General features: G+C 65.3%; 17 protein-coding genes. 6 read left to right on the forward strand and 11 right to left on the reverse strand.

The annotated features are described in order from the left end of the window. Nucleotides 1-24: 24 nt before the first annotated feature. Complete coding sequence (locus NOG11_RS02510; protein ID WP_256618053.1) at nt 25-702, forward strand: response regulator transcription factor; 678 nt, start codon at nt 25-27, stop codon at nt 700-702. Between the two features lie 31 nt (nt 703-733). On the opposite strand, the gene NOG11_RS02515 is transcribed toward NOG11_RS02510, so the two are convergent. Continuing rightward, the gene (locus NOG11_RS02515; RefSeq protein WP_256618054.1) at nt 734-916 is read right to left on the reverse strand and encodes a hypothetical protein; all 183 of its coding nucleotides are present in this window, start codon (nt 914-916) and stop codon (nt 734-736) included. 113 nt (nt 917-1,029) lie between these two features. Between NOG11_RS02515 and NOG11_RS02520 the strand changes: the two genes are divergently transcribed. Continuing rightward, nucleotides 1,030-2,682, forward strand: coding sequence for a sensor histidine kinase (locus tag NOG11_RS02520; RefSeq protein ID WP_256618055.1), 1,653 nt, complete (start codon nt 1,030-1,032; stop codon nt 2,680-2,682). A 61-nt stretch (nt 2,683-2,743) separates the two neighbouring features. Here the strand turns inward: NOG11_RS02520 and NOG11_RS02525 are convergent, their stop codons facing one another. The 7 genes from NOG11_RS02525 to ald all read right to left on the reverse strand — a co-directional run bounded on the left by NOG11_RS02525 (nt 2,744) and on the right by ald (nt 12,013). Next, nucleotides 2,744-4,924, reverse strand: coding sequence for a sensor histidine kinase (locus NOG11_RS02525; protein ID WP_256618056.1), 2,181 nt, complete (start codon nt 4,922-4,924; stop codon nt 2,744-2,746). A gap of 88 nt (nt 4,925-5,012) precedes the next feature. Then, complete coding sequence (astB, locus tag NOG11_RS02530; protein WP_256618057.1) at nt 5,013-6,347, reverse strand: N-succinylarginine dihydrolase; 1,335 nt, start codon at nt 6,345-6,347, stop codon at nt 5,013-5,015. Beyond that, nucleotides 6,344-7,813, reverse strand: coding sequence for a succinylglutamate-semialdehyde dehydrogenase (gene astD / locus NOG11_RS02535; protein ID WP_256618058.1), 1,470 nt, complete (start codon nt 7,811-7,813; stop codon nt 6,344-6,346). The genes astB and astD overlap by 4 nt, the downstream gene beginning before the upstream one ends. Further along, entirely contained in the window at nt 7,813-8,841 is a 1,029-nt protein-coding gene (locus NOG11_RS02540) for an arginine N-succinyltransferase (protein WP_256618059.1), read from the reverse strand. Before NOG11_RS02540 ends, astD begins: the two co-directional genes overlap by 1 nt. Nucleotides 8,842-8,845: 4 nt before the next feature. After that, on the reverse strand, nt 8,846-10,081 hold the full coding sequence (locus tag NOG11_RS02545; protein ID WP_256618060.1) for a hydrolase: 1,236 nt from the start codon (nt 10,079-10,081) through the stop codon (nt 8,846-8,848). Nucleotides 10,082-10,137: 56 nt separating this feature from the next. Beyond that, the gene (locus tag NOG11_RS02550) at nt 10,138-10,833 is read right to left on the reverse strand and encodes a hypothetical protein (RefSeq protein ID WP_256618061.1); all 696 of its coding nucleotides are present in this window, start codon (nt 10,831-10,833) and stop codon (nt 10,138-10,140) included. Between the two features lie 70 nt (nt 10,834-10,903). Then, nucleotides 10,904-12,013, reverse strand: coding sequence for an alanine dehydrogenase (gene ald / locus NOG11_RS02555; RefSeq protein ID WP_256618062.1), 1,110 nt, complete (start codon nt 12,011-12,013; stop codon nt 10,904-10,906). Nucleotides 12,014-12,266: 253 nt separating this feature from the next. Here ald and NOG11_RS02560 point away from each other — a divergent pair, with 253 nt between their 5' ends. Both NOG11_RS02560 and NOG11_RS02565 read left to right on the forward strand, forming a co-directional pair. Next, entirely contained in the window at nt 12,267-13,136 is an 870-nt protein-coding gene (locus tag NOG11_RS02560; RefSeq protein WP_256618063.1) for an RNA polymerase factor sigma-32, read from the forward strand. Between the two features lie 150 nt (nt 13,137-13,286). Then, on the forward strand, nt 13,287-14,540 hold the full coding sequence (locus NOG11_RS02565) for an OmpA family protein (protein WP_256618064.1): 1,254 nt from the start codon (nt 13,287-13,289) through the stop codon (nt 14,538-14,540). Nucleotides 14,541-14,600: 60 nt separating this feature from the next. Here the strand turns inward: NOG11_RS02565 and NOG11_RS02570 are convergent, their stop codons facing one another. After that, complete coding sequence (locus NOG11_RS02570) at nt 14,601-15,254, reverse strand: M48 family metallopeptidase (RefSeq protein ID WP_256618065.1); 654 nt, start codon at nt 15,252-15,254, stop codon at nt 14,601-14,603. 68 nt (nt 15,255-15,322) lie between these two features. On the opposite strand from NOG11_RS02570, the gene mutS reads away from it, so the two are divergent. Continuing rightward, on the forward strand, nt 15,323-17,941 hold the full coding sequence (mutS, locus tag NOG11_RS02575) for a DNA mismatch repair protein MutS (protein WP_256618066.1): 2,619 nt from the start codon (nt 15,323-15,325) through the stop codon (nt 17,939-17,941). On the opposite strand, the gene NOG11_RS02580 is transcribed toward mutS, so the two are convergent. Both NOG11_RS02580 and NOG11_RS02585 read right to left on the reverse strand, forming a co-directional pair. After that, a complete protein-coding gene (locus tag NOG11_RS02580; RefSeq protein WP_256618067.1) occupies nt 17,932-18,663 on the reverse strand; it encodes a hypothetical protein in 732 nt (243 codons plus the stop codon). The two genes, mutS and NOG11_RS02580, sit on opposite strands and share 10 nt — an antisense overlap. 3 nt (nt 18,664-18,666) lie before the next feature. Continuing rightward, a complete protein-coding gene (locus tag NOG11_RS02585; protein WP_256618068.1) occupies nt 18,667-19,542 on the reverse strand; it encodes an inositol monophosphatase family protein in 876 nt (291 codons plus the stop codon). A 119-nt stretch (nt 19,543-19,661) separates the two neighbouring features. On the opposite strand from NOG11_RS02585, the gene NOG11_RS02590 reads away from it, so the two are divergent. Beyond that, the gene (locus tag NOG11_RS02590; RefSeq protein WP_256618069.1) at nt 19,662-21,386 is read left to right on the forward strand and encodes a class I adenylate-forming enzyme family protein; all 1,725 of its coding nucleotides are present in this window, start codon (nt 19,662-19,664) and stop codon (nt 21,384-21,386) included. Nucleotides 21,387-21,422 lie beyond the last annotated feature (36 nt).

Genomic DNA, 21,422 nt, shown 5'->3' on the forward strand with positions numbered 1-21,422 from the left:
CTCAAAAACGGAACGAGGTGAACTATGCGGATACTGGTGATCGAGGACGACGCGGATGCAGCGACCTTCATGGTCAAGGGCCTGCGTCAGGCGGGCCACGCCGTCGACCACGCCCTTGACGGGCAGGTCGGCAAGGACATGGCCACCTCCGGCGGCTACGACGCCTATGTGATCGACCGGATGCTTCCGCAGAAGGACGGCCTCAGCCTGCTCGAAGAGCGCCGCACCGAGGGTGATCAGACCCCGGCGCTCTTCCTCTCCGCCCTCGGCGAGGTGGACGACCGGGTAGCAGGGCTTCAGTCAGGCGGCGACGACTACCTCGTCAAACCCTATGAGCTTCAGGAGCTGATCGCGCGGGTCGAGGCGCTCGGGCGCCGTAGAGGCCCCACCAATATCCAGACCACCTTCTCGGTTGCCGACCTCGAGATGGACATCCTGGCACGGACGGTCCGCCGGGGCGGCCAGAAGATCGACCTTCAGCCTCGTGAGTTCCGGCTGCTCGAGTACCTCCTGCGTCATGCCGGCCAGGTCGTCACCCGGACCATGCTGCTGGAGAACGTCTGGGAGTACCATTTCGACCCCCAGACCAACGTCATCGACGTGCATATCAGCCGCCTTCGCGCCAAGATCGACAAGGGCTTCGATAGGCAGCTCCTCAAGACCGTGCGCGGGGCGGGCTACACCCTGACCGACGAGCACTGAGGCCGCGTGCACGGGTTCTACACCGTCCTGGTCACGGCTGAAGGCAGACGATGTTAGGAAGGACGACGAAGGACATGCCGGCATATTCGAGGAGTTCGAGCCGGTCTGCGCCAGCAGACAGCATGGTCCGGGGGACCATGCTGAGGCGAAGAACGGACGCGGCAGCGGCGGTCTTCAGCCGTGACCCCTTCGGGGTTCGGCCAAAACGGCTCATGGCTTCGTTGCGAAGCCAGACAAGGGGATGGCCCTTCCTGCGGCTCCGCGCCTTGCCAGCAGCCGTTTTGGGCACGAACCAGGACGGTGTAGAACCCGTCCATACGGCCTAGCATGTCGTTCGGGGGCGGGGGCCAAGCCAGGGTCTTGAGCCCTGACCCGATGCTGGACGACGAAGAACCGGCGCTGGCGAAGCTTCGCAAGCGCTCGTTCTTCCGCGTCCTGCGGACCAGTGCGTTTCGCTACATCATCTTCGCAGCGGCCCTGTTCTTCGTCAGCGTGACGATCCTCGGCTTCGTGGTCTATGAGAGCACCATCGGCCGCGCCTACGACCTCGTCGAGCAGGAGCTGACCGAGGAGCTCGACCGCCTTGAACGGGTCAGCGAGAACAACGGTGCGCCGGATTGGGGGGCGCTCAACCCGGTGGTGCTGGAGCTCGAAAGCAACAAGCTTCCCGCCAACTCTACCTACATGATCTGGCTCGACGACGGGACTTTCGCGGGCCGTTATTTCGGCAATCTGGAGGGAATTCCAGTCCCCTTCCTGTCCGCTGACGGATCGTTCGAGTTCTTCTGGGCACCGGAGAAGCCCGATTTCGCCCAAGAACAACCTCGCAAGCGCCGCTATCTGGGCCTCACCCGTGTCCTCACCTATGAGAGGGGCACCAACCGTCCGCCCGTTCGCGCGACGCTTCTTCTGGCGCGGGACATCGACGCGCTCTACCAGCTCCGGCAGACCCGCCACGACATCGTCGTCCGTGTGCTGGGCGTCACGCTTCTCCTCGCGCTCATTCTCGGCGGCCTCTTGGGCACCGCCCTCGTTAGGCGGCTCGACGCTATCAACCGCTCGGTGACGGCCATCACCGAGGGCGACCTGACCCGGCGCCTGCCCGTCACAGGCTCGGGCGACGAGTTCGATGTCCTGGCACGGAACATCAACCTGATGCTCGACCGGATCGAGCAGCTTATGACCGGTATGCGCCAGGTCTCCGACAACATCGCCCACGACCTCCGCTCACCTCTCACCCGCATCAAGGCGCGCCTGGACTCCGTCCTGCGAGAGGAGGAGGGCGGCACGCCGGAGGAGCAGACCGGGGTTCTTTCCAAGACCCGCGACGAGGTCGAGCAGCTCCTGAAGACCTTCAACGCGCTCCTTTCCATCACCCGCATCGAGGCAGGCACGAACGTCATGCAGGGTACGGTGGATGTCGCCGCCGTGGCCGAGGAGATGCTGGAGCTCTACGTTCCTGCAGGCGAGGATGAGGGCGTCATCATCTCCAGCGAGATCGAGGAGGGGCCGCCCGTTCCCGGCAGCCGCGAGCTCGTCAGTCAGGCCATCGCCAACCTTCTCGACAACGCGCTGAAATACGCACGCCACCCGGCAGGCAAGGACATCCAGCCGCGCATCCTCCTCACCGTCACCCCCCGCCCCCAGGGCGGCACGCTTCTGACCATCATGGATAACGGACCCGGCGTTGCCGAGATGGACCGTGAGCGGATCACCCAGCGTTTCGTCCGTCTGGAGCGCTCCCGCTCGACCCAGGGCAACGGGCTCGGCCTCTCGCTCGTATCGGCCATCGTGCGGCGCCACGGGGGTAAGATGGTCATCGGCAGGGGCCTCCCCCACGAGGAGCGCAGCCGCAGCCTGCACATGCCCGGCGCCTACGGGTTAGGCATCAGGATTGCCTTGCCGGGCGAGAAGAAGGACTGGGCGGGGAAGACGGGAACCGGCACGGGCAAGCCGTTGATGATGGCCCGGAAGGACTGAACTGACGAGAGCATCAATGGCGTGGGTGCCCGCTCTCTGACATGCCCGAACAGGACGACTTCTACTCAGCGGCGAGCACAGCAGGGTCGAGGGCTTCCTCCCCCTGCTGCGCTTTCGTCAGCACATGGACCTTGCCTTTGAGCATGTCGGGAAGCTGCACATAGACACCGCGGCGGCGAGGCATGGTGAAGGCGGCGACGGTGCCGCGACCCTCCTCGCTGGCCATGGCCAAGATACCGTCCTGCGCCTCGACCAGGGATTTAGAGAGGGCCAGCCCGAGGCCGGTGCCCCTTTTGTCGCTCTCGTGGGAGCTGGTGAAGTTGACGAAGGGCGTGCCCAGACGTTTGAGGTTCTCGTCCTTCATGCCAGCGCCCGTATCGGCGATCAGGATCGACACGCTGTCGAGATCGGCGACGGCAGTGACCGTGATGCGGCCGCCGGCTTCGGTGAACTTCCCGGCGTTGGAGAGAAGGTTCAGAAGCACCTGCTTCACCGCACGCGCATCGCCGTAGATCGTAGGCAGATGATCGACCGCGGCGTGAAGGGCCACGCCGCTCTGCCTCGTTTGGTTCTCGATGACGCGCAGGGACTCCTCCAGCACTTTCTCCAGATCGAACTGGTTGAGGCGCAGCTCCATCTTACCGGCCTCGACCTTGCTGAGGTCGAGGATGTCGTCGATCAGCGCGAGGAGGTGTCTGCCGCTATCATGGATATCGGCGACATACTCCTGGTACTTCTCATGACCTAGCGAGCCGTAGAGTTCGGACTGCATGAGGGCGGAGAAGCCGTTGATAGCGTTCAGCGGTGTGCGGAGCTCGTGGCTGATATTGGCGAGGAACTCGGTCTTGGCCCGGTTCGCATCCTCGGCCCGCTGTTTGGCAAGGATGTACTGATCGTTGAGGTCGGAGAGGTCGCGGCGGGACTGCTCCAGGATATCCACGGTCATCTGAAGCTCGCGCTCCTTGCGGGCGCGTGCCTCGCTTTCGGCCCTAGCATCGGTGACATCGTGCCCGATACAGACCCAACCATCACCGATCGTCCGGTGACGGATGATGCGGAGGAAGCGGTCGTCCGGGAACGCTGCCTCCACCTCTGCCCGCGCGGAGAGGGGGGGAGCGAAGTACTCGCGGAGGTACTTCTGGTCGATCCCGCAAACGGCGGCGAGGTCGTCGACCCCCATCCCCGCGCGCAGATCCTCCGAGGAGACATCGAAAATGATGCGGAACTGGTCGTTCCAGGCCACCAGCTTGCCGAAAGGGTCCCAGTGAAGGAAGGCCTGGGGCAGGGCTTCCAGCGTCTCGTGCAGGCGCTGGATAAGCTGGAGCGACTTGGTATCGTCCGCCCGCGTCTCACCGACGGCGATCACCACCCCGGTGAGCTGCGGGCTGGTCTGGGAGACCTTGAAGTAGACCGGGCGCTTGGATTTCGCCGCGTCGATGAAGGTGAGGTGCACCTCGCTCATGCCGCCGCCGCCGGTGAAGAACTTGCGGGCGCGCTCCTGATCGAGGGGGTCGATCATCGCTTCGATCTCACCGAGCGCCACGCGGACATCCTTGGCGGCAAAGCCGAGAGCTGACCTCAGGCACGAAGGAATGCATACGGACTGCTCGTTGGCGGACCAGGTGCCCATGCCTGCGCGCTCGGCATGGGTGTTCTCCCGTCTCAGCCGCTCACGCTCGCCGTCGGTCGCCTTGAGCTGGTCGGCAAAGAGCTGAAGCCTAGTAAAGGCGAGATAACCCCCCGCCACCACCAGGAGCGAGGTCAGGATGTAGGGCAGCACCGCCGAAACGGGGAGGCTGGTCCGCGCCGCCGTGATGACGACGGCATCGTTGGGAAGGGTGCGGATGGCGATACGGTGCCCTGCCGACGCGGCGCCTTCGAGCCACATCCGGTCGAACTCGAGAGGAGAGCCGCCGCTCAGAACTGGCAGGCCCGGCCCCCGGTAGAGGAAGGCGGCGCCGCCCGCGGGCGCGAAGCTTTTCAGGACCGCTTCTGCCTCGGTGACTTTCGCATCACCGGGCTGAAGGTCCTCCGTGCCCAGATCGAGCATCATCTCGCTGAGGCGGTAGGCGGAGCTTCTCGCCGCCTCGCCCGCTGCCGTGCGGTAGTATCCGATCTGAGAGGCCATGCCGAAGATCATGACGGCGATGGCCGCCACGAGGACGAGGACGAAAGAGAGCGCCAAGCGGGACTGGGGCTTGGACCGCCCGCCCATGCGCCGCACGCGCCGCTGCTGCTTCAATCTGCCCAAGGTCGATCCGCCCGATCAATCGTGACGGTATGGTTAAGCACATTTGAATCCGCCGTCACCTGTTTTTGCGTAACGAAACTCATCGTTGGAAGGCGTAGAGTCCGGGTGCGTCGATCATCCCGGTCAGCGCGTCCAGAGCTTTCCGATTCTCTTCAAGGAGTTGCGGGTCGAGAAGGTCACTCTCGCTCAGCCGGTCACGATAGTGTTCCCGTACCCATTTTTCCAAGGCATCGATCTTTTCTTCGTCCAGAAGGAAGCCATTGTGCAATGCAGCAAGCTCCTCCCCGGTTGCTGCGACCCTCAGGCGAAGGCAGGCGGGGCCGCCGCCGTTCCGCATGGACTGGCGCAGATCCATGAAGATCGTCTCCTGGATCGGGCCGTTGCCGGCAACCGCTGCCTCGCACCAGGCCTTGGTTCTCGGGTTCTCCTCCGCCTCTACCGGAAGGAGCAGCTTCATCGTGCCGTCCGGTGCGGTGAGGAGCTGGCTGTTGAAGAGGTAGGAGGTGATGGCGTCCTGTAGCGTGACCTCCGAGGCGGGCACTTCGATGAAGACCGGTTCGAAGCCCAGAGGCTCGGCCTTGCGGCGCATCTCCTCGAAGGCCTCGTCCTTGTCCTCATAGGCCAGCTCGTGGAACAGGAGCGCGGGACCGTTGGCGACACCCACCACGTCGTTGTGGAAGGCGCCCGCGTCGATGGCCTTGGCCGACTGCTTAAAAAAGACCGAACGCTCCGCGCTGACGCCGTGCTGGTTGGCAACGGCGCGGCTGGCCTCCAGTGCCTGTCGGGCCGGGAACTTGGTGGCCTGGTTCTTGTCGAAGGCTTCGCGGCCATAGGTGTAGAGGTGCAGGCCGGGCGCGCCGTGCTCCTTGCACAAACGGCCATGATTGGCCGCGCCCTCGTCCCCCATCTCGCCGCCACCGGGGATGGCTTCGTGGACGGCGAAGCGGTCGCCGTCGAAGATGGTGCTCAAAAAGCGGTAGGTCTGCTCGTGCTCAATGGAGCGGTGAAACATGGCGCGCAGGTTCGCGGGCGTCAGGTGCAGCCTGCCGTCGCCGCTATCCACGGAAGGCGTGACGGTGGCGGCGTTGGCCGTCCACATGGCGGAGGCCGAGGAGACGTTGCGCAGGAGGAGGGGGGCGTCCTTTGCGGCCTTCGCGACGACCTCCGCGTCGGTCCCAGTGAAGCCGAAGCGGCGCAAGGTCTCCGTATGGGGACGGTCATGGGGCGGCAGGAAGCCCTGTTTGAACCCCATGCGCAGCATGGTGCGCATCTTGGCTAGGCCCTGCAGCGCCGCCTCACGCGGGTTGGAGGAGGTCTCGCTGCTCTTCATCGAGGCGACATTGCCGAGCGACAGGCCGCCATAATTGTGGGTCGGGCCGACCAGGCCGTCGAAATTGATCTCGTGGGCGGTCACTTTTTCACCCCCGGCACGGCCTGGTCGTCCTTGAGCGGACCTTCGGCGATCATGCTGGCCATAGGCCAGGCGACGAAGTCGGCGGCATAGGCGCCGGCGGGGCGGTGGTTGCCGGACAGCCCCGGCCCGCCAAAGGGCATGGCGCCTGAAGCGCCGGTGGTCTGGCGGTTCCAGTTAACGATGCCCGCCTCGATCTCCACCGCGAAGCGCTGCCAAAGGGACGCGTCGTCGGAGAGGAGAGCGGCGGCGAGGCCGAACTTGGTATCGTTGGCGCGCTCGATCGCCTCGTCGAAGCTTGCTACACGGATCACCTTGAGAAGAGGTGCGAAGACCTCCTCGTCCGGGTCGCTCTTCATCTTCGTCACGTCCAGAAGGCCAGGCCGTACATAGGCCGGGCCGGGGCCGTCATCGGTCATCAGGACGAGCGGCTCGGCGCCGTCGGCCATGAGCTGGTCCTGGGCGGCAAGAGCCTTCTGCACCGCCCCTTCATTGATGAGCGGCCCCATGAAGGGCTGGTCCTCGGCCAGAGGGTCACCGACGGTCAGCCTGCCGATCAGTGCGGCGACGGCGGCGACGATCCGGTCGCCTCCCTCGCCCTCCTGCACGATCAGGCGGCGGGCGCAGGTGCAGCGCTGACCGGAGGTGATGTAGGCCGAGCGCACGATGATCTGAGCCGCGTCCTCGGCGTCTTTCACGTCCCATACGATCAGCGGGTTGTTGCCCCCTAGCTCCAGCGCCAGCATAACATCGGGGCGCCCCGCGAGCTGCTTGTGGATCGCCCGGCCCGCTTCGACACCGCCGGTGAAGAGGACGCCTGCGATGCGTTCGTCCGCGATCAGCGCTTCGGCTGGCTCGCGGCCGCCATGAACAAGGTTGAGGCAGCCCTCCGGCAGCCCCGCCTCCTGCCACCACTCGGCCATGAGCTGGCCCACCGCAGGGGTCTGTTCAGAGGGTTTGAAGACCACCGTATTGCCCGCCAGCAGCGAGGGGATGATCTGGCCGTTAGGCAGATGGCCTGGAAAGTTGAACGGGCCGATCACCACCATGACCCCGTGGGGTTTGTGGGTAATGCGGAGGGTCAGGGCGCCCTGATCCTTCTCCTTGGTCGGTGTACGTTCTTCGTAGCTCTGCAGCGCCAGGGCGGCCTTGCCCCCTATGGCGCCCGCTTCGGTCGTGGCGTCCCAAAGCGCCTTGCCGGTCTCACGGGCGATGAGGCGCGCCATCTCGTCACGGCGGTCCTTGGCGATGCCAGCGAAGCGCTCGATTACCTCGCGGCGCTCTTCAAAGCTCTTGCGCTTCCAGGAGGCGAAGGCCTCATGCGCCGCAGCGACGGCGGCAACGGCCTGCGCCTCCGAAGCCGCCTTACCCTCGGCCACGGTCTCGCCGTTCGCGGGCGAGGTGGAGGTCAGCGCCTCGGCCTCGCCCACCTGCCAGGTGCCGCCGATCAGGTTTCTCAGCTCGCTCATCAGCGTCGTCCTTTCTTGAGGGGGGAGATCATGACCTTCTCGCCTGAGATGACGCCGAGGCTCTGCGCCTCGGCTGCAGTGACGAAAAGGCTGCCGTCGGAGGGTTTGCGGCGGAGGATGGTGGCGCGGAAACGCTCCGCCTCCGGCACGGCAACGAGGCCCGGCTCTTCCTGACCTTCGGGTAGGTCCGCAAGGATGCGCACCGTCACCATCTCGGCCTCACGCACGGTACGTATACGGCCCAGCTCGGCCTCGAGGCTCGGTCCGGCGTCGAAAATGTCGACACAGCGGGCGTAGTGGAAGCCCTCCTTCATCAGCATGTTCATCGCCGCCGCCGAAAGATGGTGGGGCTGGCCGAGCACCTCTCTAGCATCGTCAGGTAGAAGCTCCGTATAGATAGGAAACTTCGGCATGAGGTCGGCGATGAAGCGGAAGTCGTGGGCGGAGCGTGTGTCCGCTTCCTCGAAGCTCATATGGAAGAACTTGGAGGCGACGGCGTTCCAGAACGGGCTCTCGCCGTCTTCCGTGAACTTGCCCCTGATCTCGGCCATGATCTGGTTCGAGATGCGGTCCTCCACCGTCTTCATGAAGAGGAACCGGCTGAGGGAGAGGAGCCGCCCCGCGCCCGTGCCGCGGACCTTGTCCGAGGTGAGCAGCGTGCCGATCTCCGTATAGCCGTGGTAGTCGTTACACAGATAGAGAAGCTCCGAGGACGCCGAGATGCCGAGCTCCGGCGCGGCGGCCGCGACATTGCTGATACGGTAGGAATAGAAGGGTCGGTCCTCGCCCAGCGCCGGGAAAATCGAAGACATGCCCTCGATGCCGCCTTCATGCTCCAGCACGAAGAAGAAGACGTCCTTGGGTCCGGCGCGCTCTTTCGAGGCGATGGCGCCCATGGACTGGGCCACGCGCTCGGCGATGGCCTCGCGGCTGTTCGGCACGGTGGTCATGCCGGTGCCGGCCTTCTTGGCGAGCTCGAAGAGGCCGTCGATATCGGCTTCGGTTGCGGGTCTGACGACAGGGGACATGGGATCAGACCTTCAGACGCTCAGGCCACGGCGCTTTACCCGAGGCCAGCAGCAGCATGATGAGGAGGGAGAGTTTCGCGCGGGGCTCGAAGCTGTCGGGGAGGGCGTATTCCTGGTCCGAATGGATCTTGCCGCCGACCACGCCGAGGGTGTCCACATTGGGCAGGCCCGCATCGGCGAGGTTGTTGCCGTCGCAGCAGCCCCCCGTCGGCGCCCAGTCGATGCCGATGCCGAGGTCGGCGCCCGCGCTCCTGACCAGGTTGAAGAGCGCCTCGGTGCCGCCTTTCATCTCCTTGACCGGGCGGTGGATGCCGCCGTGAAGCTCCGCCTCGATGCCCTCGCCGATCTTTGCCTCTAGGTGCACACGGCGGATCTCTTCATCGACCCACCGCAAGTCCTCGGTGCGCCGGGCACGGACATTGATGCGCACGATGCAGGTGTCGGGCACCACATTGGTGGCGATGCCCCCCTCGATTACCCCCATATTGATGGTGGCGCCGTCCCTCACGCCGTTGAGCTCATCGACGGCCAGCATCAGACGGGCGGCACCGAGGATGGCATTCCTACCCTTGTCGAACTCGCGGCCCGCATGGGCGGCAAGGCCCCGCACGGTGAAGGTGTAGTGGCCCGAGCCTGCCCTCGCGCCTGCCAGCGTGCCGTCCGGCAGGGCAGGCTCGTAGACGAGGCCGATATCGGCCTTCCTTGCCTGGCTCGCCAGGAGGTCGGCGGAGGCATGGCTGCCGGTCTCCTCATCGGCGTTAAGGATCACGTCGATACCGACGCTCTCGCCATAGTCCGAGCGCAGGAACGCCCGCGCCGCCTCCAGCATGACGCAGATGCCGCCCTTCATGTCAGCGACGCCTGGTCCGTGCAGGCTGCCATCGCCCCGTGTCACCGGCTTCTGGAAGTGCGACGAGGCAGGGAACACCGTGTCCAGGTGCCCGGTCATCAGAATACGGCGGTTGGCGCCGGGATTCGCGCTCATCAGCAGCGATTCGGCCCGCTCGACGGGCGTCTCGTCACCCTTCGAATTGACGAGGGTCACGGGGGAGGGGGGCACGCGCTCAGTCTTGAAGCCAGCCTCGGTGAAGGCCACCTCTGCTTCGCCTACCATGCGGCGCACCCCTTCGGTGTTGGAGGTGCCCGAGTTGATGGCGGACCAGGCAAGGGTCCGCTCGGTCATCGCGCCCTGCCGCCCGTCGAGGGAGGAGAGCGCGCTTTGAAATTCTGTTGGAAGCATGGGAGCCTCTAACGCCGAGGCTCCCATGGGTCAAAATATGTTGGCGGTTAGGCTACTCAACCCTCTGCGTTCAGCTCCATAAGGACCTTGTCGGCACAACGCTCGGCGAGTCCATCTAAACGTTCGCGCAAAACGATCCCACCATCGGCAACAAGGTCGCCAAGCTTGTCCCCCTCGGAGGGTTTATCAGCCGAGAACATCAGACCGCATTTGACGACGTCGATCGGTTTTCCAGTAGACCCATCCATCACATAGACATTCATGATGGTCGATACCCGGAAACGTGTCCAATTGAACGGCCAGTAGCTGTATCCCCACCCTCGAAGCTGAGCATCGAGATAGATGGTGTTGTGCACTTCGGGGAGTTTCCGAGGCTTGCGAGACTGCGAGTAGTCCAGATTCTCATCGGCGGGCACCGCGCCGTACTTCGCGGCTAGCGGTTCCTGCAGCAGATCTTCGACCAGAGCCCCCGCATGGATAATGCCGTTCTCCCGCGTTTCGGCGTCACGAGAAGCTGAAATGTTACTGCCGATCGATCCGCCCTGAAAGGCAACGGCCGCCGGGGTCCTCTCGTCGAACATGGGTGCGCGTTCCCGTACGAGGACGAGTTGCTTCTGGCCGGAAGCTGGTGCCGCAACCTCCGTCCGGCCGGTGTCTGCCGCGGACGTGACGTCCATGCTTTCATCGGGAATTGTTTCACAGGAAGTGACGGCCAGCGCTGCCACGCTGGCTAGGATAAGATGACGTTTCATGATGCCCCAAGATACTACTCTGCCTACAGGGCGTAACAACGCATGAAGATCAAACGCCTGTCAACGGCGTCTAAAGAAAGCTCTCCGCAGGAGCATATTCAAGGCTCAGATCCCTGGCCACCGCCTCATAGGTGATCTTGCCCTCCATCACGTTGAGGCCGTTGAGGAGGTGCGGGTTCCGGCGCATGGCCTCGACCGCGCCGTGATTGGCGATGCTGAGGGTGTGGGGCAGGGTCACGTTGTTCAGGGCGAAGGTCGACGTCCTTGGCACCGCGCCCGGCATGTTGGCGACGCAGTAGTGGACGATGCCGTCGACCTCGTAGATCGGCTCGTCATGGGTGGTGGGGCGGGAGGTCTCGAAGCAGCCGCCCTGGTCGATGGCGATGTCGACGAGCACCGCGCCCTTCTTCATGTCCTTGAGCATGTCATGGGTGACGAGCTTGGGCGCTGCCGCCCCCGGCACCAGCACCGCGCCGATGACGAGGTCGGCGCGGCTGACGGCCTCGTGCACGGCGGTCGGGTTCGAGAACACCGTCTGCACCTGGTTTTTGAACAGGGCGTCGAGCTCCTCGAGGCGGGGCAGATTGACGTCGAAGAGCTCCACATCGGCGTGAGCGCCTACCGCCATCTGCGCCGCGTTGAAGCCCGAGACGCCGCCGCCGAGAATGACGACATTGGCCGCCGAAACCCCCGGCACGCCGCCAAGAAGCACGCCGCGTCCGCCTTGTGAGGCTTCGAGCGCCCAGGCGCCGACTTGCACCGACATGCGGCCCGCCACTTCCGACATGGGCCGCAGGAGGGGGAGGCCGCCCAGATCACCGGTCACGGTCTCGTAGGCGATGGCGGTGCAGCCGGAGCGCATCAGCGCCTCGGCTTGAGGCTTGTCGGCGGCGAGGTGGAGATAGGTGAAGAGGGTCTGGCCCTTCGCCAGGCGCTCGCATTCGGGGAGCTGCGGCTCCTTCACCTTGACCACCAGGTCGGCTTCGAAGGCCTCCTCGGCGCTCTGCACGATGGCGGCACCGGCCGCTTCGTAGTCGGCGTCGGTCAGGTCGATGCCGATCCCCGCATTCGTCTCCACCACGACCTCGTGACCCAAGCGAACCGCCTCGCGCACGCTGGAAGGCACCATGCCGACGCGGAACTCGCGCTTCTTGATCTCCTTCGGGACACCGATCTTCATGGCGCTTCTCCTGGGCCGTCCTGTGAGTTGGGGGCGCTGGAACCTTGCCGCGCCGATGGGCTCGGCTCTCTGCGAAGGCGGCTTTCTTGTAAAGCGCAAATGACGGGAGGGGAGCCCGAAGTTTGTAACGCTCCTCGCGACTGAGCGAAAAAAGTTTCGGAGCCGCGGAACGGTTTGAAGTCTTACGGGTTTGTGAATCACGCGGCCGGGAAGTCGCAGAGTCCGATCAGGCAGGCGCGAAGGGAACACCTCGATGCAGAGCGACCAGCAGACCCGCGATTTCGTCAGGGACACCATTCGCAAGGCCATGTCGGCCCCCATTCTCACCATCGAGCGGGAGCGGGAGCTGACCAAGGCCTGGTGCGAGGACGGCGACGAGGAGGCCCTGGCTGAGCTGACCCACTGTCACATGCGCATGGCCGTCTCCACCGCCATCAAGTTCCGCGGCTACGGCCTCCCGCTCGCCGATCTCATCCAGGAGGGGGCCATCGGGCTCCTTGAAGCGGCCAAGCGGTTCGATTGCGAGCGTGAGGTTCGTTTCTGCACCTATGCGGGCTGGTGGATCAGGGCCTCGATGCAGGACTATGTCCTGCGCAACTGGTCGATCGTGCGGATCGGCTCCAAATCGGCGCACAAGACCATCTTCTTCAACCTTTCTCGCATTCGCGCGATGATTGAGGAGGTCGACAGCGCCGGCCCCATCGCCCGCGAGAAGGTGGCCAAGAAGTTCAACGTCACCGGCGACGACATCGAGTTCATGACGGCCAGGCTCGGCCGCCGCGACATGTCCCTCAATGCGACACTCAACGAGGACGGCGACACCGAGCGTCAGGAAATGATTCCCGACGACCGCGACCTTCCCGACCAGACCGCCGAGGCCGAGATCGACTTAGAGAAAAGGCGCTCCTGGCTCGGCAACGCCATGCAGGACCTGACGTCCAGGGAGCGGACGATCATCGACCAGCGCTTCTTCGGCGATGACAAGGTCACGCTCTCGCAGCTCGGTGTCGACCTCGGACTGTCGAAAGAGCGGGTTCGTCAGATCGAGAAGCAGGCCATTGGCAAGCTTCGTGCATCGCTCAGCAGGTCACAGCCGACCGTGGACGTCCTGTCCTTGCGGTAGGTCGGTGGTGCAGTTTAGCCACACCGCGCGTGCAGAATGCGAAGTTGCTGCCGTTAACCCTTGGATAACGGAACCTTCCCTCGCAGTTCATGTTCTGCGCATCATTCATACCGGTCGTCACTCAGGGCCGGATCCTTGGAGGGGAAGAGTATGAGTTACCGTATCGCATTGCTGGTTGCAGCCGGCACCATGGCTCTGGGCACTGCAAGCGCCCAGGATGCCAAAGAAGGTTTCTACGCCACTGCAGGCGCAAGCTACGCCTTTGATGCAGGCGAAAACGATTTTCAGAGCGAGACCCGTTCGGGCGGCTTCGATGCCCAGGAGTTCGACACCGAGCTCGACCTGAGCAACGGTTTCGGTGCCTATGGCGCACTCGGCAAGTATTTCAGCCGCGGCTTCCGGGCCGAAGTCGAGCTGTCCTGGCGCATCCAGGACGTCGAGGAGCTGCCCGGTGACGGTGCCGCCTTCGCCGGTTTCCCGACGGGCGCCAACGGCCAGAACATCGGCGGCGGCGCATCCCTCGGCGACAACCGTGACCTCGGCGAAGTCGCCGTCGGCGCGCTGATGCTGAACGGCTACAAGGACTTCAACCTCGACGTTGCAGGCCGCTTCCAGCCCTATATCGGCGCCGGTATCGGTATCGCCCGCGTTCGCGCCGACTTCGACAATGTCGACGACCAGCCGGTCGTGTTCGACAGTGACGATCTCGAGGACCTGCCGATCGGCTTCCAGATCTCCACGCGCAACGACGACTACGTCCCCGCCGTGCAGGGTCTTGCAGGCTTCAACATCGGCATGACCGACAGCCTCTCGCTGAACGTCGGCTACCGCTACCTGCGCACTGCCGAGTACGACTTCGAATCCTTCGTCAACGCCGAAGTCGTCGACGTCGAAGGCCGCTACAACGTGCACGAAGCCACCGTCGGCCTGCGTTGGGACTTCGGCGCCAGCGCCGCTCCGGTCCAGACCGTGGCGCCGCAGCCGCAGCCCCAGACCAAGACCTGCCTCGACGGCACTGTGGTTCCAATGAACCAGCCCTGCCCCGATGTGGACGAGGGCCTGACGCCTGCCGACCTCGCCACCGTGGTCTATTTCGAGTTCGACCGTTCGGATCTCAGCCCGGCTGCCCGTCAGCTCCTGCAGCGCCGTGCCGGTGAAGCTTCCGACCTCGACATCATCGAAGTGCTCGTCTCGGGCAACACCGACACCTCGGGTTCGGCTTCCTACAACGAGCAGCTCTCGGCCCGCCGCGCCCGCGTCGTCCGCGACGCCCTGGTCTCCTACGGCATCGACGCCAGCAAGATCCAGATCCGCGCTCTTGGCGAAACCAACCTCGCCAAGCCGACCCAGGACGGCGTCAAAGAGCCCCTGAACCGCCGCACGGAAGTCGAGTTCGACTTCTAAGCAGCGCTTCAGCAGCACCTTCCGAGGAAGGGCCGGCCCCGCGCCGGCCCTTTTTCGTATCTACCGCCGGGTGGTGCGGCCATAGGCGAAGAGCTCCCGCCCGTGCTCGGTCAGCCATCGGTCAAGCTCGGCATAGTCGGGGTCGAGGCGTTCGCAGACCTGCCAGAAGCGAGCAGAGTGATTCGCCTCGATCCGGTGGGCTGCTTCGTGGGCCGCCACGTAGCGCAGCACTTCCCTGGGGGCGAAGGCGAGCCGCCAGTTGATCGACGTCTGGCCCTGCGGCCCGCAGCTTCCCCACCGCCCCTTCATGCCCCTGATCGTCAGCCTGCCGGGCGCCACGCCGAGCTGGGACCAGAACGCTGTCAGGTCCTCAAGGACCGCCTGCTTCACGGCGTGCCTGATGGCGCGCTCGAAGCTCGGTCCGGGGTCCTGAGCCGCTCGCAGGGGCGCGCGCACTTCACCGCCGAGAACCTCCGCCAGCCCCCGCCCACCGACGACGAACCGTCGCTCCTGTCCGAGGACCGGATAGGACGCCCCCGCCTCAAAGGGCTTGGGGAAGGGCGCCCTGGCGAGCTCCGCCTCGACGAAATCGGCCTTGGTCTGCGCCCATAAGAGCGCGCGGCGGGCGCTGCCCCTTGTGGGAATCGTCAGCTTTATGGTCTCCCCCGAAACCCTTAGGATGAAGCGCCGCGCCTGCCGGTGGCGGCGGATCACCGCGCGCACTTTCCTGCCGCATCGCAGCGTGATGGCGGGCTCTTCGCCGGCGAGAGGACGGAGTAAGGATGACGAAACCAACCGAGCACCCTCCCAAGATCGCCGGCAAGCTGACACCGATGATGGCGCAGTACGCCCGCATCAAGTCCGAAGCGGGCGACGCCCTCCTTTTCTACCGGATGGGCGATTTCTACGAGCTGTTTTTTTCCGACGCGGAGAAAGCCGCCGAGGCGCTCTCGATCACCCTGACCAAGCGCGGCCACCACGAGGGCGAGGCGATCCCCATGTGCGGCGTACCGGTCCACGCCCGCGACGGCTATCTCGAGAAGCTCGTCAGGGGAGGCTTCACCGTCGCCATCGCGGAGCAGACCGAGGACCCCGCCGAAGCCAAGAAGCGCGGGGCCAAGTCCGTGGTGGAGCGGCAGATCGTCCGTATCGTGACCCCCGGCACGGTGACGGAGGAGAACCTTCTCGACCCTAAAAGCCCAGCGCGCCTGGCGGCCCTCTCGGTCGTGGACGGCAAGGCGTTTATCGCTGCCGCCGACCTCTCCACCGGCGAGGTCCTGGTCGAGGAGGGACCCGAAGGGCGTTTGGGAGACATGCTGCCGCCGCTTCAGATTAGGGAGCTGATCGCCGCCGAAGGGGAGAGGCTGCTCCAAGGTGCGTTCGCTGCCACCGAAGCCGATCCGCGTAGCTTCTCGGTAGAGGCGGCGAAGGGGCGGATCGAGGCCTTCTGGGGGGTGAACGAGCCCTCCGGCCTCGGGCTGACCGAAGGCGGAGCGCTGAGGGCCATCGGCGGGCTTCTCTCCTATATCGAGCTCACCCACGCAGGGGAGAGCATTCCCCTCCGCATGCCCCGTATCGGCGGTCAGTCCGACAAATTGGCGATCGACGAGGCCACTAGGCGTTCGCTGGAGCTGACCGAGACGGGGGAGGGTAGCTACAAGGGCTCGCTCCTTCACACGATCGACCGTACCCGGACGGCGGCGGGCGGCAGGATGCTGAGAGGCTGGCTCGCCGCGCCGCTGACCGACCGGCGCGCTATCGAAGAGCGCCATGACGGCGTGGCCTACCTTCTCAGCGACCACACTTTGCGAGACGAATTGATCTCTCTCTTGAAAGGAAGCCCCGACCTCGAGCGCGCCCTCGCCAGGCTGCGTCTGGAGCGGGGCGGGCCTTCCGATCTGGGCTTGGTGCAGCGCGCCGTCGCGACCGGCGAAGCGCTGCAGGCGAGGCTGCGCCTCGAGCACACCGTGCCGGACCTTCTCGCCGGACTGAATGTCGGCGACCGGCTCCAGGGCCTCGCCGCCACCCTCCTCAGCGCCCTGACCGATGAGTTGCCTCTACGGGTCAGCGACGGAGGGTTTCTCCGCGCAGGCTTCGACGCCGCTCTCGACGAAGCCGTCAGCCTCCAGAAGAACGCAAGGCAGCACCTGGCCGCGGAGGAGGCGCGGCTGCGCGAGGCAACGGGTATCAAATCCCTCCGTGTCAAGCACGACAAGACCCTCGGCTACTGTGTCGAGGTGGGCAAGGCGCACGCGGACAGGCTCGCCTCGCAAGAGGGCTTCACCCAGAGGCGCACCATGACCACCGCCGCGCGGTTCGTGACCGACGATCTGACGGCGCTGTCCCAGCGCATCGCCGATGCCGAAGGGGAAGCAGCCGCAAGAGAAGCCGCTGTCTTCCGTGAGCTGAAGGAGGCTGTCACCGATGCCGCCGAGGAGCTGCTCGATCTCGCAGGTCACATCGCCCGCACGGATACGCTGACATCGCTAGCCGAGCTGGCCGCGGAGGAGGACTTCGCGCGTCCGGCGCTGACGGACGGCACCGAGTTTGCGGTCGAGGGCGGGAGGCACCCCGTCGTCGAGGCGGCCCTGCGGCGCGAGGGTAAGGCTTTCGTACCGAACGGTTGCTCCCTTTTCGACGGCGAGGACGCCGAGCTGCAGCTCGTCACCGGGCCGAACATGGCCGGCAAGTCCACCTATTTGAGGCAGAACGCGATCCTCGTCGTTCTGGCGCAGGCGGGCAGTTTCGTTCCAGCCTCGTCGTTCCGTCTGGGGATCGTCGACCGTCTCTTCAGCCGTGTGGGGGCGTCGGACGATCTGGCGCGCGGGCGCTCGACCTTCATGGTGGAGATGGTGGAGACCGCCGCCATCCTGCACCAGGCCACCTGCCGCTCGCTCGTGATCCTCGACGAGGTGGGCCGCGGCACAGCGACCTTCGACGGGCTCTCGATCGCCTGGGCGGCGCTCGAACATCTCCACACGGAGAGCCGGTGCCGCGGCCTCTTCGCCACCCATTATCACGAGCTCACCCGGCTGGCCGAGGAGCTGCCGAGGCTCCACCCCGTCGCGATGGCGGTGCGGGAGTGGCGCGGCAAGGTGGTCTTCCTGCACGAGGTGAAGCCGGGCGCCGCCGACCGCAGCTACGGCGTGGCGGTGGCGCGTCTCGCAGGCCTTCCCGAAAGCGTGGTCAAGCGGGCGGGACAGCTTCTCAAATTGCTGGAGGACCAGTCACCCGCGGGGGGATTGGTAGCGGACCTGCCTCTCTTCGGCGCCGTACCCCATCAGCCTGAAAGCGAGAGGGATGAGGTGAGGGCCATGCTGGACGGCCTCGACCCCGACGACATGTCCCCCCGCGAAGCCCACGAGGCGCTTTGCCGTCTCAAGGACCTCTCTCAGTCCTGAAGGCCGAGCGTCGTGGTCGTACGATCGAGAATATCGTCCGCCATATCGGCGAGGCGTAAGGAGAAGCTGCCGACGCGCTCATAGCTGTAGAGCGCCTTAAGAAGATCGGCATCCCGGCAGGCTTCCGAGAGGGGAACGGTAAGGACGATGTCCCGGTAGAGGCCGGTTTCGGCGGAATCGTCGGTGAGAGAGGACGCGTAGGCGATGATCGGATGCGCCTCGATGGGGTTGCGGAAGGGAATGTCTTCGAGGAAGGCCGCACCGTCGTCGATCCGCTCGATAATGCGGCGCAGCTCCTGCAGGGCCTGACGTTCGACCTCGCCCTGCTGACGCTTGAGGCTGTCGTCTTCGGTCAGGGCACGGATGGCCGAGGTCTGCGGGTAGAAGCCTGGCGTTCCGCGAAGCAGTTGAAGACCGGCCTCGACCTCCGCCAGGACCTCCGGTCCAGATGCGCACTGCCTGAGGAGGTCGGCGGAACGCTGGACGGTATCCACACGCTCCTCATAGGTAGCCCGGTAGTCCTGGACGATCAGGCGGTTCGCGGCGATCTCCTCCGCGAGCTGATCAAGGGCGGCCTCGTGACGCTGCTCGTCGGCGCGAGCCGCGTTCCAGTTGCCAAGCTGAATACCCAGAAACACACCGACCACGACGATGACGAGGTCGATCCCAACAGCGAGCCAGTTCTGGCCCGCTACATGAGCCGCCACCGATCGCAGGCGCACCGCCTAAGCCTTCTTGCCCAGAAGGACGTCGCGCAGCGCACCGTGCAGATGGTGGTTGCTGGCGAGGATGCTCTTGTCGAGATGAGGCCGTCCCTCGTCGGTCTCGATGGTCGAGACCTGGCCGCCCGCCTCGCGCGCCACCACGATCCCCGCGGCGCAGTCCCAAGTGTTGAGCCCGCGCTCCCAGTAGCCGTCGAGGCGCCCGGAAGCCGTCATGCAGAGGTCGTAGGCGGCGGAGCCGAAGCGTCTGACCCCGGCGGTCTCCTTCAGCACCCGTTCGGTCTCGATCAGCGCCTGCTCCCGCCCCGGCATGCCCTTGAAGGGCAGCCCGCAGCCGACCAGCGCTTCGGAGAGGTCCTGACGCCCGGAAACCCGCAGGCGGCGGTCGTTGAGATAGGCGCCGAAGCCCTTCTCGGCGTAGTACATCTCATCGAGGATCGGCGCGTAGACGACGCCCGCAAAGGGCTCACGGTCCCGCTCCAGGGCTATGGAGATGGCGAACTGGGGCATGCCGTGCAGAAAGTTCGTGGTCCCGTCGAGGGGGTCGACGATCCAGCGGTTGGAGTTGTCCGCGCCTTCGACCTCCCCGCTTTCCTCCAGCACCATGCCGTATTTCGGACGGCCCTTGGACAGGGCGGCCCTGATCGCCTCCTCGGCGGCAAGGTCGGCCTTGGAGACGAAGTCGGCCGCCCCCTTCTTACGCACCTGGAGCGCTTCGACCTCGTAGAAGTCACGGCGGAGCACCTTGGCTGCGTCCTTGGCGGCACCGATCATGACGTTGAGAAGAGGGGAGAGGTGAGGCACGGCGCGGGCTCCGGTGAAGAGGGGAAGGGGCTGGCCCTTCAAGCGGACAAAGGCGCCCTTGCCAAGCGCTCTCATGGGACGCTCTCGGAGGTCACGGCTTCGTAACGATGTGAAACAGAACGCTGGTAGTCCGTGAAACCTCCTGCGGCTACAGGCGGAAACGAGAACGACACCCTTTGCCGGAGGCCGAGCCCATGGACGCCAGCGCGATCCCCCCCATCCGTAGCGATGAACTTCAAGATGCCGTCGCCAAGGTGGTCGCCGTCGGGCCGCCCTTCGCGGTGCAGCCGATGACCATCCGGGGCGTCGAGTACCCCGCGGTGTTCTCGATCTCGCAAGTGTCGCTTCGCGAGGTGCTGGCGCTGAAGACCGCCGAGAACGCCGGGAAGGAGCTGATCGTCTACAATGACGAGCGCTACACCACAGGCGAGGTCTGGGCGCGCTCCATGCGCTTCGCCCACTGGCTCAACGCCCAAGGCATCGGCCAGGGACACCGGGTCGCCATCGCCATGCGCAACTACCCCGAATGGTGCATGGCCTATCTCGGCATCATCGCCTCGGGCGCCACGGTGGTCCCCCTCAACGCCTGGTGGCAGGCCGACGAGCTTCGCTACGGCCTGACCAAATCCGAGGCCAAATACGTGGTTGCCGATGCCAAGCGCGCCGAGATCATCCTTCCCTGTAAGGACGAGCTGGGGCTGACCTTCATCGCGGGCCGCGAGGAGATCACCGGTCAGGACCACAGGCTCAAGGACATCATCGCCGATGAGAGCCTACCCACCGACATGCCGCAGGAGCCGATCGACCCCGACAGCGACTATTGCCTCCTCTTCACCTCCGGCTCCACGGGCAATCCCAAGGGTGCGCTTCTCACCCATCGGGGCGTGGTCAACGCGGTCCTGTCCTGGTCCTTCATGCTGGAGGCGATGAAGATCCTCCGCCCCGAGATCGACCTGTCGCCGGAGAACCCCGGCGCGCTCCTCAGCCTGCCCCTCTTCCACGTGACGGGGCTGCACTCGATCTTCCTCCTGGGCTATCTGTCCGGGCGCAAGCTAGTCTTCACCTACCGCTGGGAGCCGGAAGAGGCGGCGAGGCTTCACCGCGAGGAGAAGCTGACCCACTTCCTCGGTGTGCCGACCATGGCCTACGACCTCGTCAAAGCTTCCCAGCCTGGTGACCTCGACACGCTGGTGGATATCGGCACCGGCGGGGCCAAGCGCCCGGAGGCGCAGACGGCCTTTCAGCGTGAGCGCTTCCCCGAGATCAGCGCTTCGTCGGGCTACGGACTGACCGAGACCAATGCGCTCGGCAGCCATATCGCGCTCGGCGACTACGCCACCAAACCCTCCTCCACGGGCCGGGCCTTGCCGCCGGTCACGCAGATCGAAGCCTTCTCGGAAGAGGGCAAGCAGCTTCCGCGCGGCGAGGTCGGCGAGATCTGCATCAAGAGCCCAGCCAATATGCGCGGCTATTTGGGTAATGAGGAGGCCACCCGGAACGCCTTCTTCGAGGGCGGGTGGTTCCGCACCGGGGATGTGGGCCGGGTCGACGAGGAGGGCTTCATCTTCATCATGGACCGCCTCAAGGACATGATCATCCGCGGCGGCGAGAACGTCTCCTGCCTGGAGGTCGAGAACGCCCTCCACGAGGTGAAGGGGGTGGACGAGGTCGCCGTCTTCGCCGTGCCGCATGAGAATCTCGGTGAAGTCGTCGGGGCTGCCGTCTACGGATCATCGGACCTCGACCTCGAGGCGCTGCAGAACCACGCCAAGGACCGGCTGGCGCCCTTCAAGGTCCCGACCCGCATCTGGCGCTCGCCCACCAACCTGCCCCGCGGCGCCACCGGCAAGATCGACAAGAAGGTGATCCGCCAAGTGACGTCCGAGAACGAGCCCCACTTCCAGCGCGGCGACGACTGACCGGCGGCTTTTTGGGTAGTAGGTTGGTCTGAGTAT

Source organism: Parvularcula maris, from assembly GCF_024505085.1.
In the GTDB taxonomy this organism is placed as follows: domain Bacteria; phylum Pseudomonadota; class Alphaproteobacteria; order Caulobacterales; family Parvularculaceae; genus Parvularcula; species Parvularcula maris.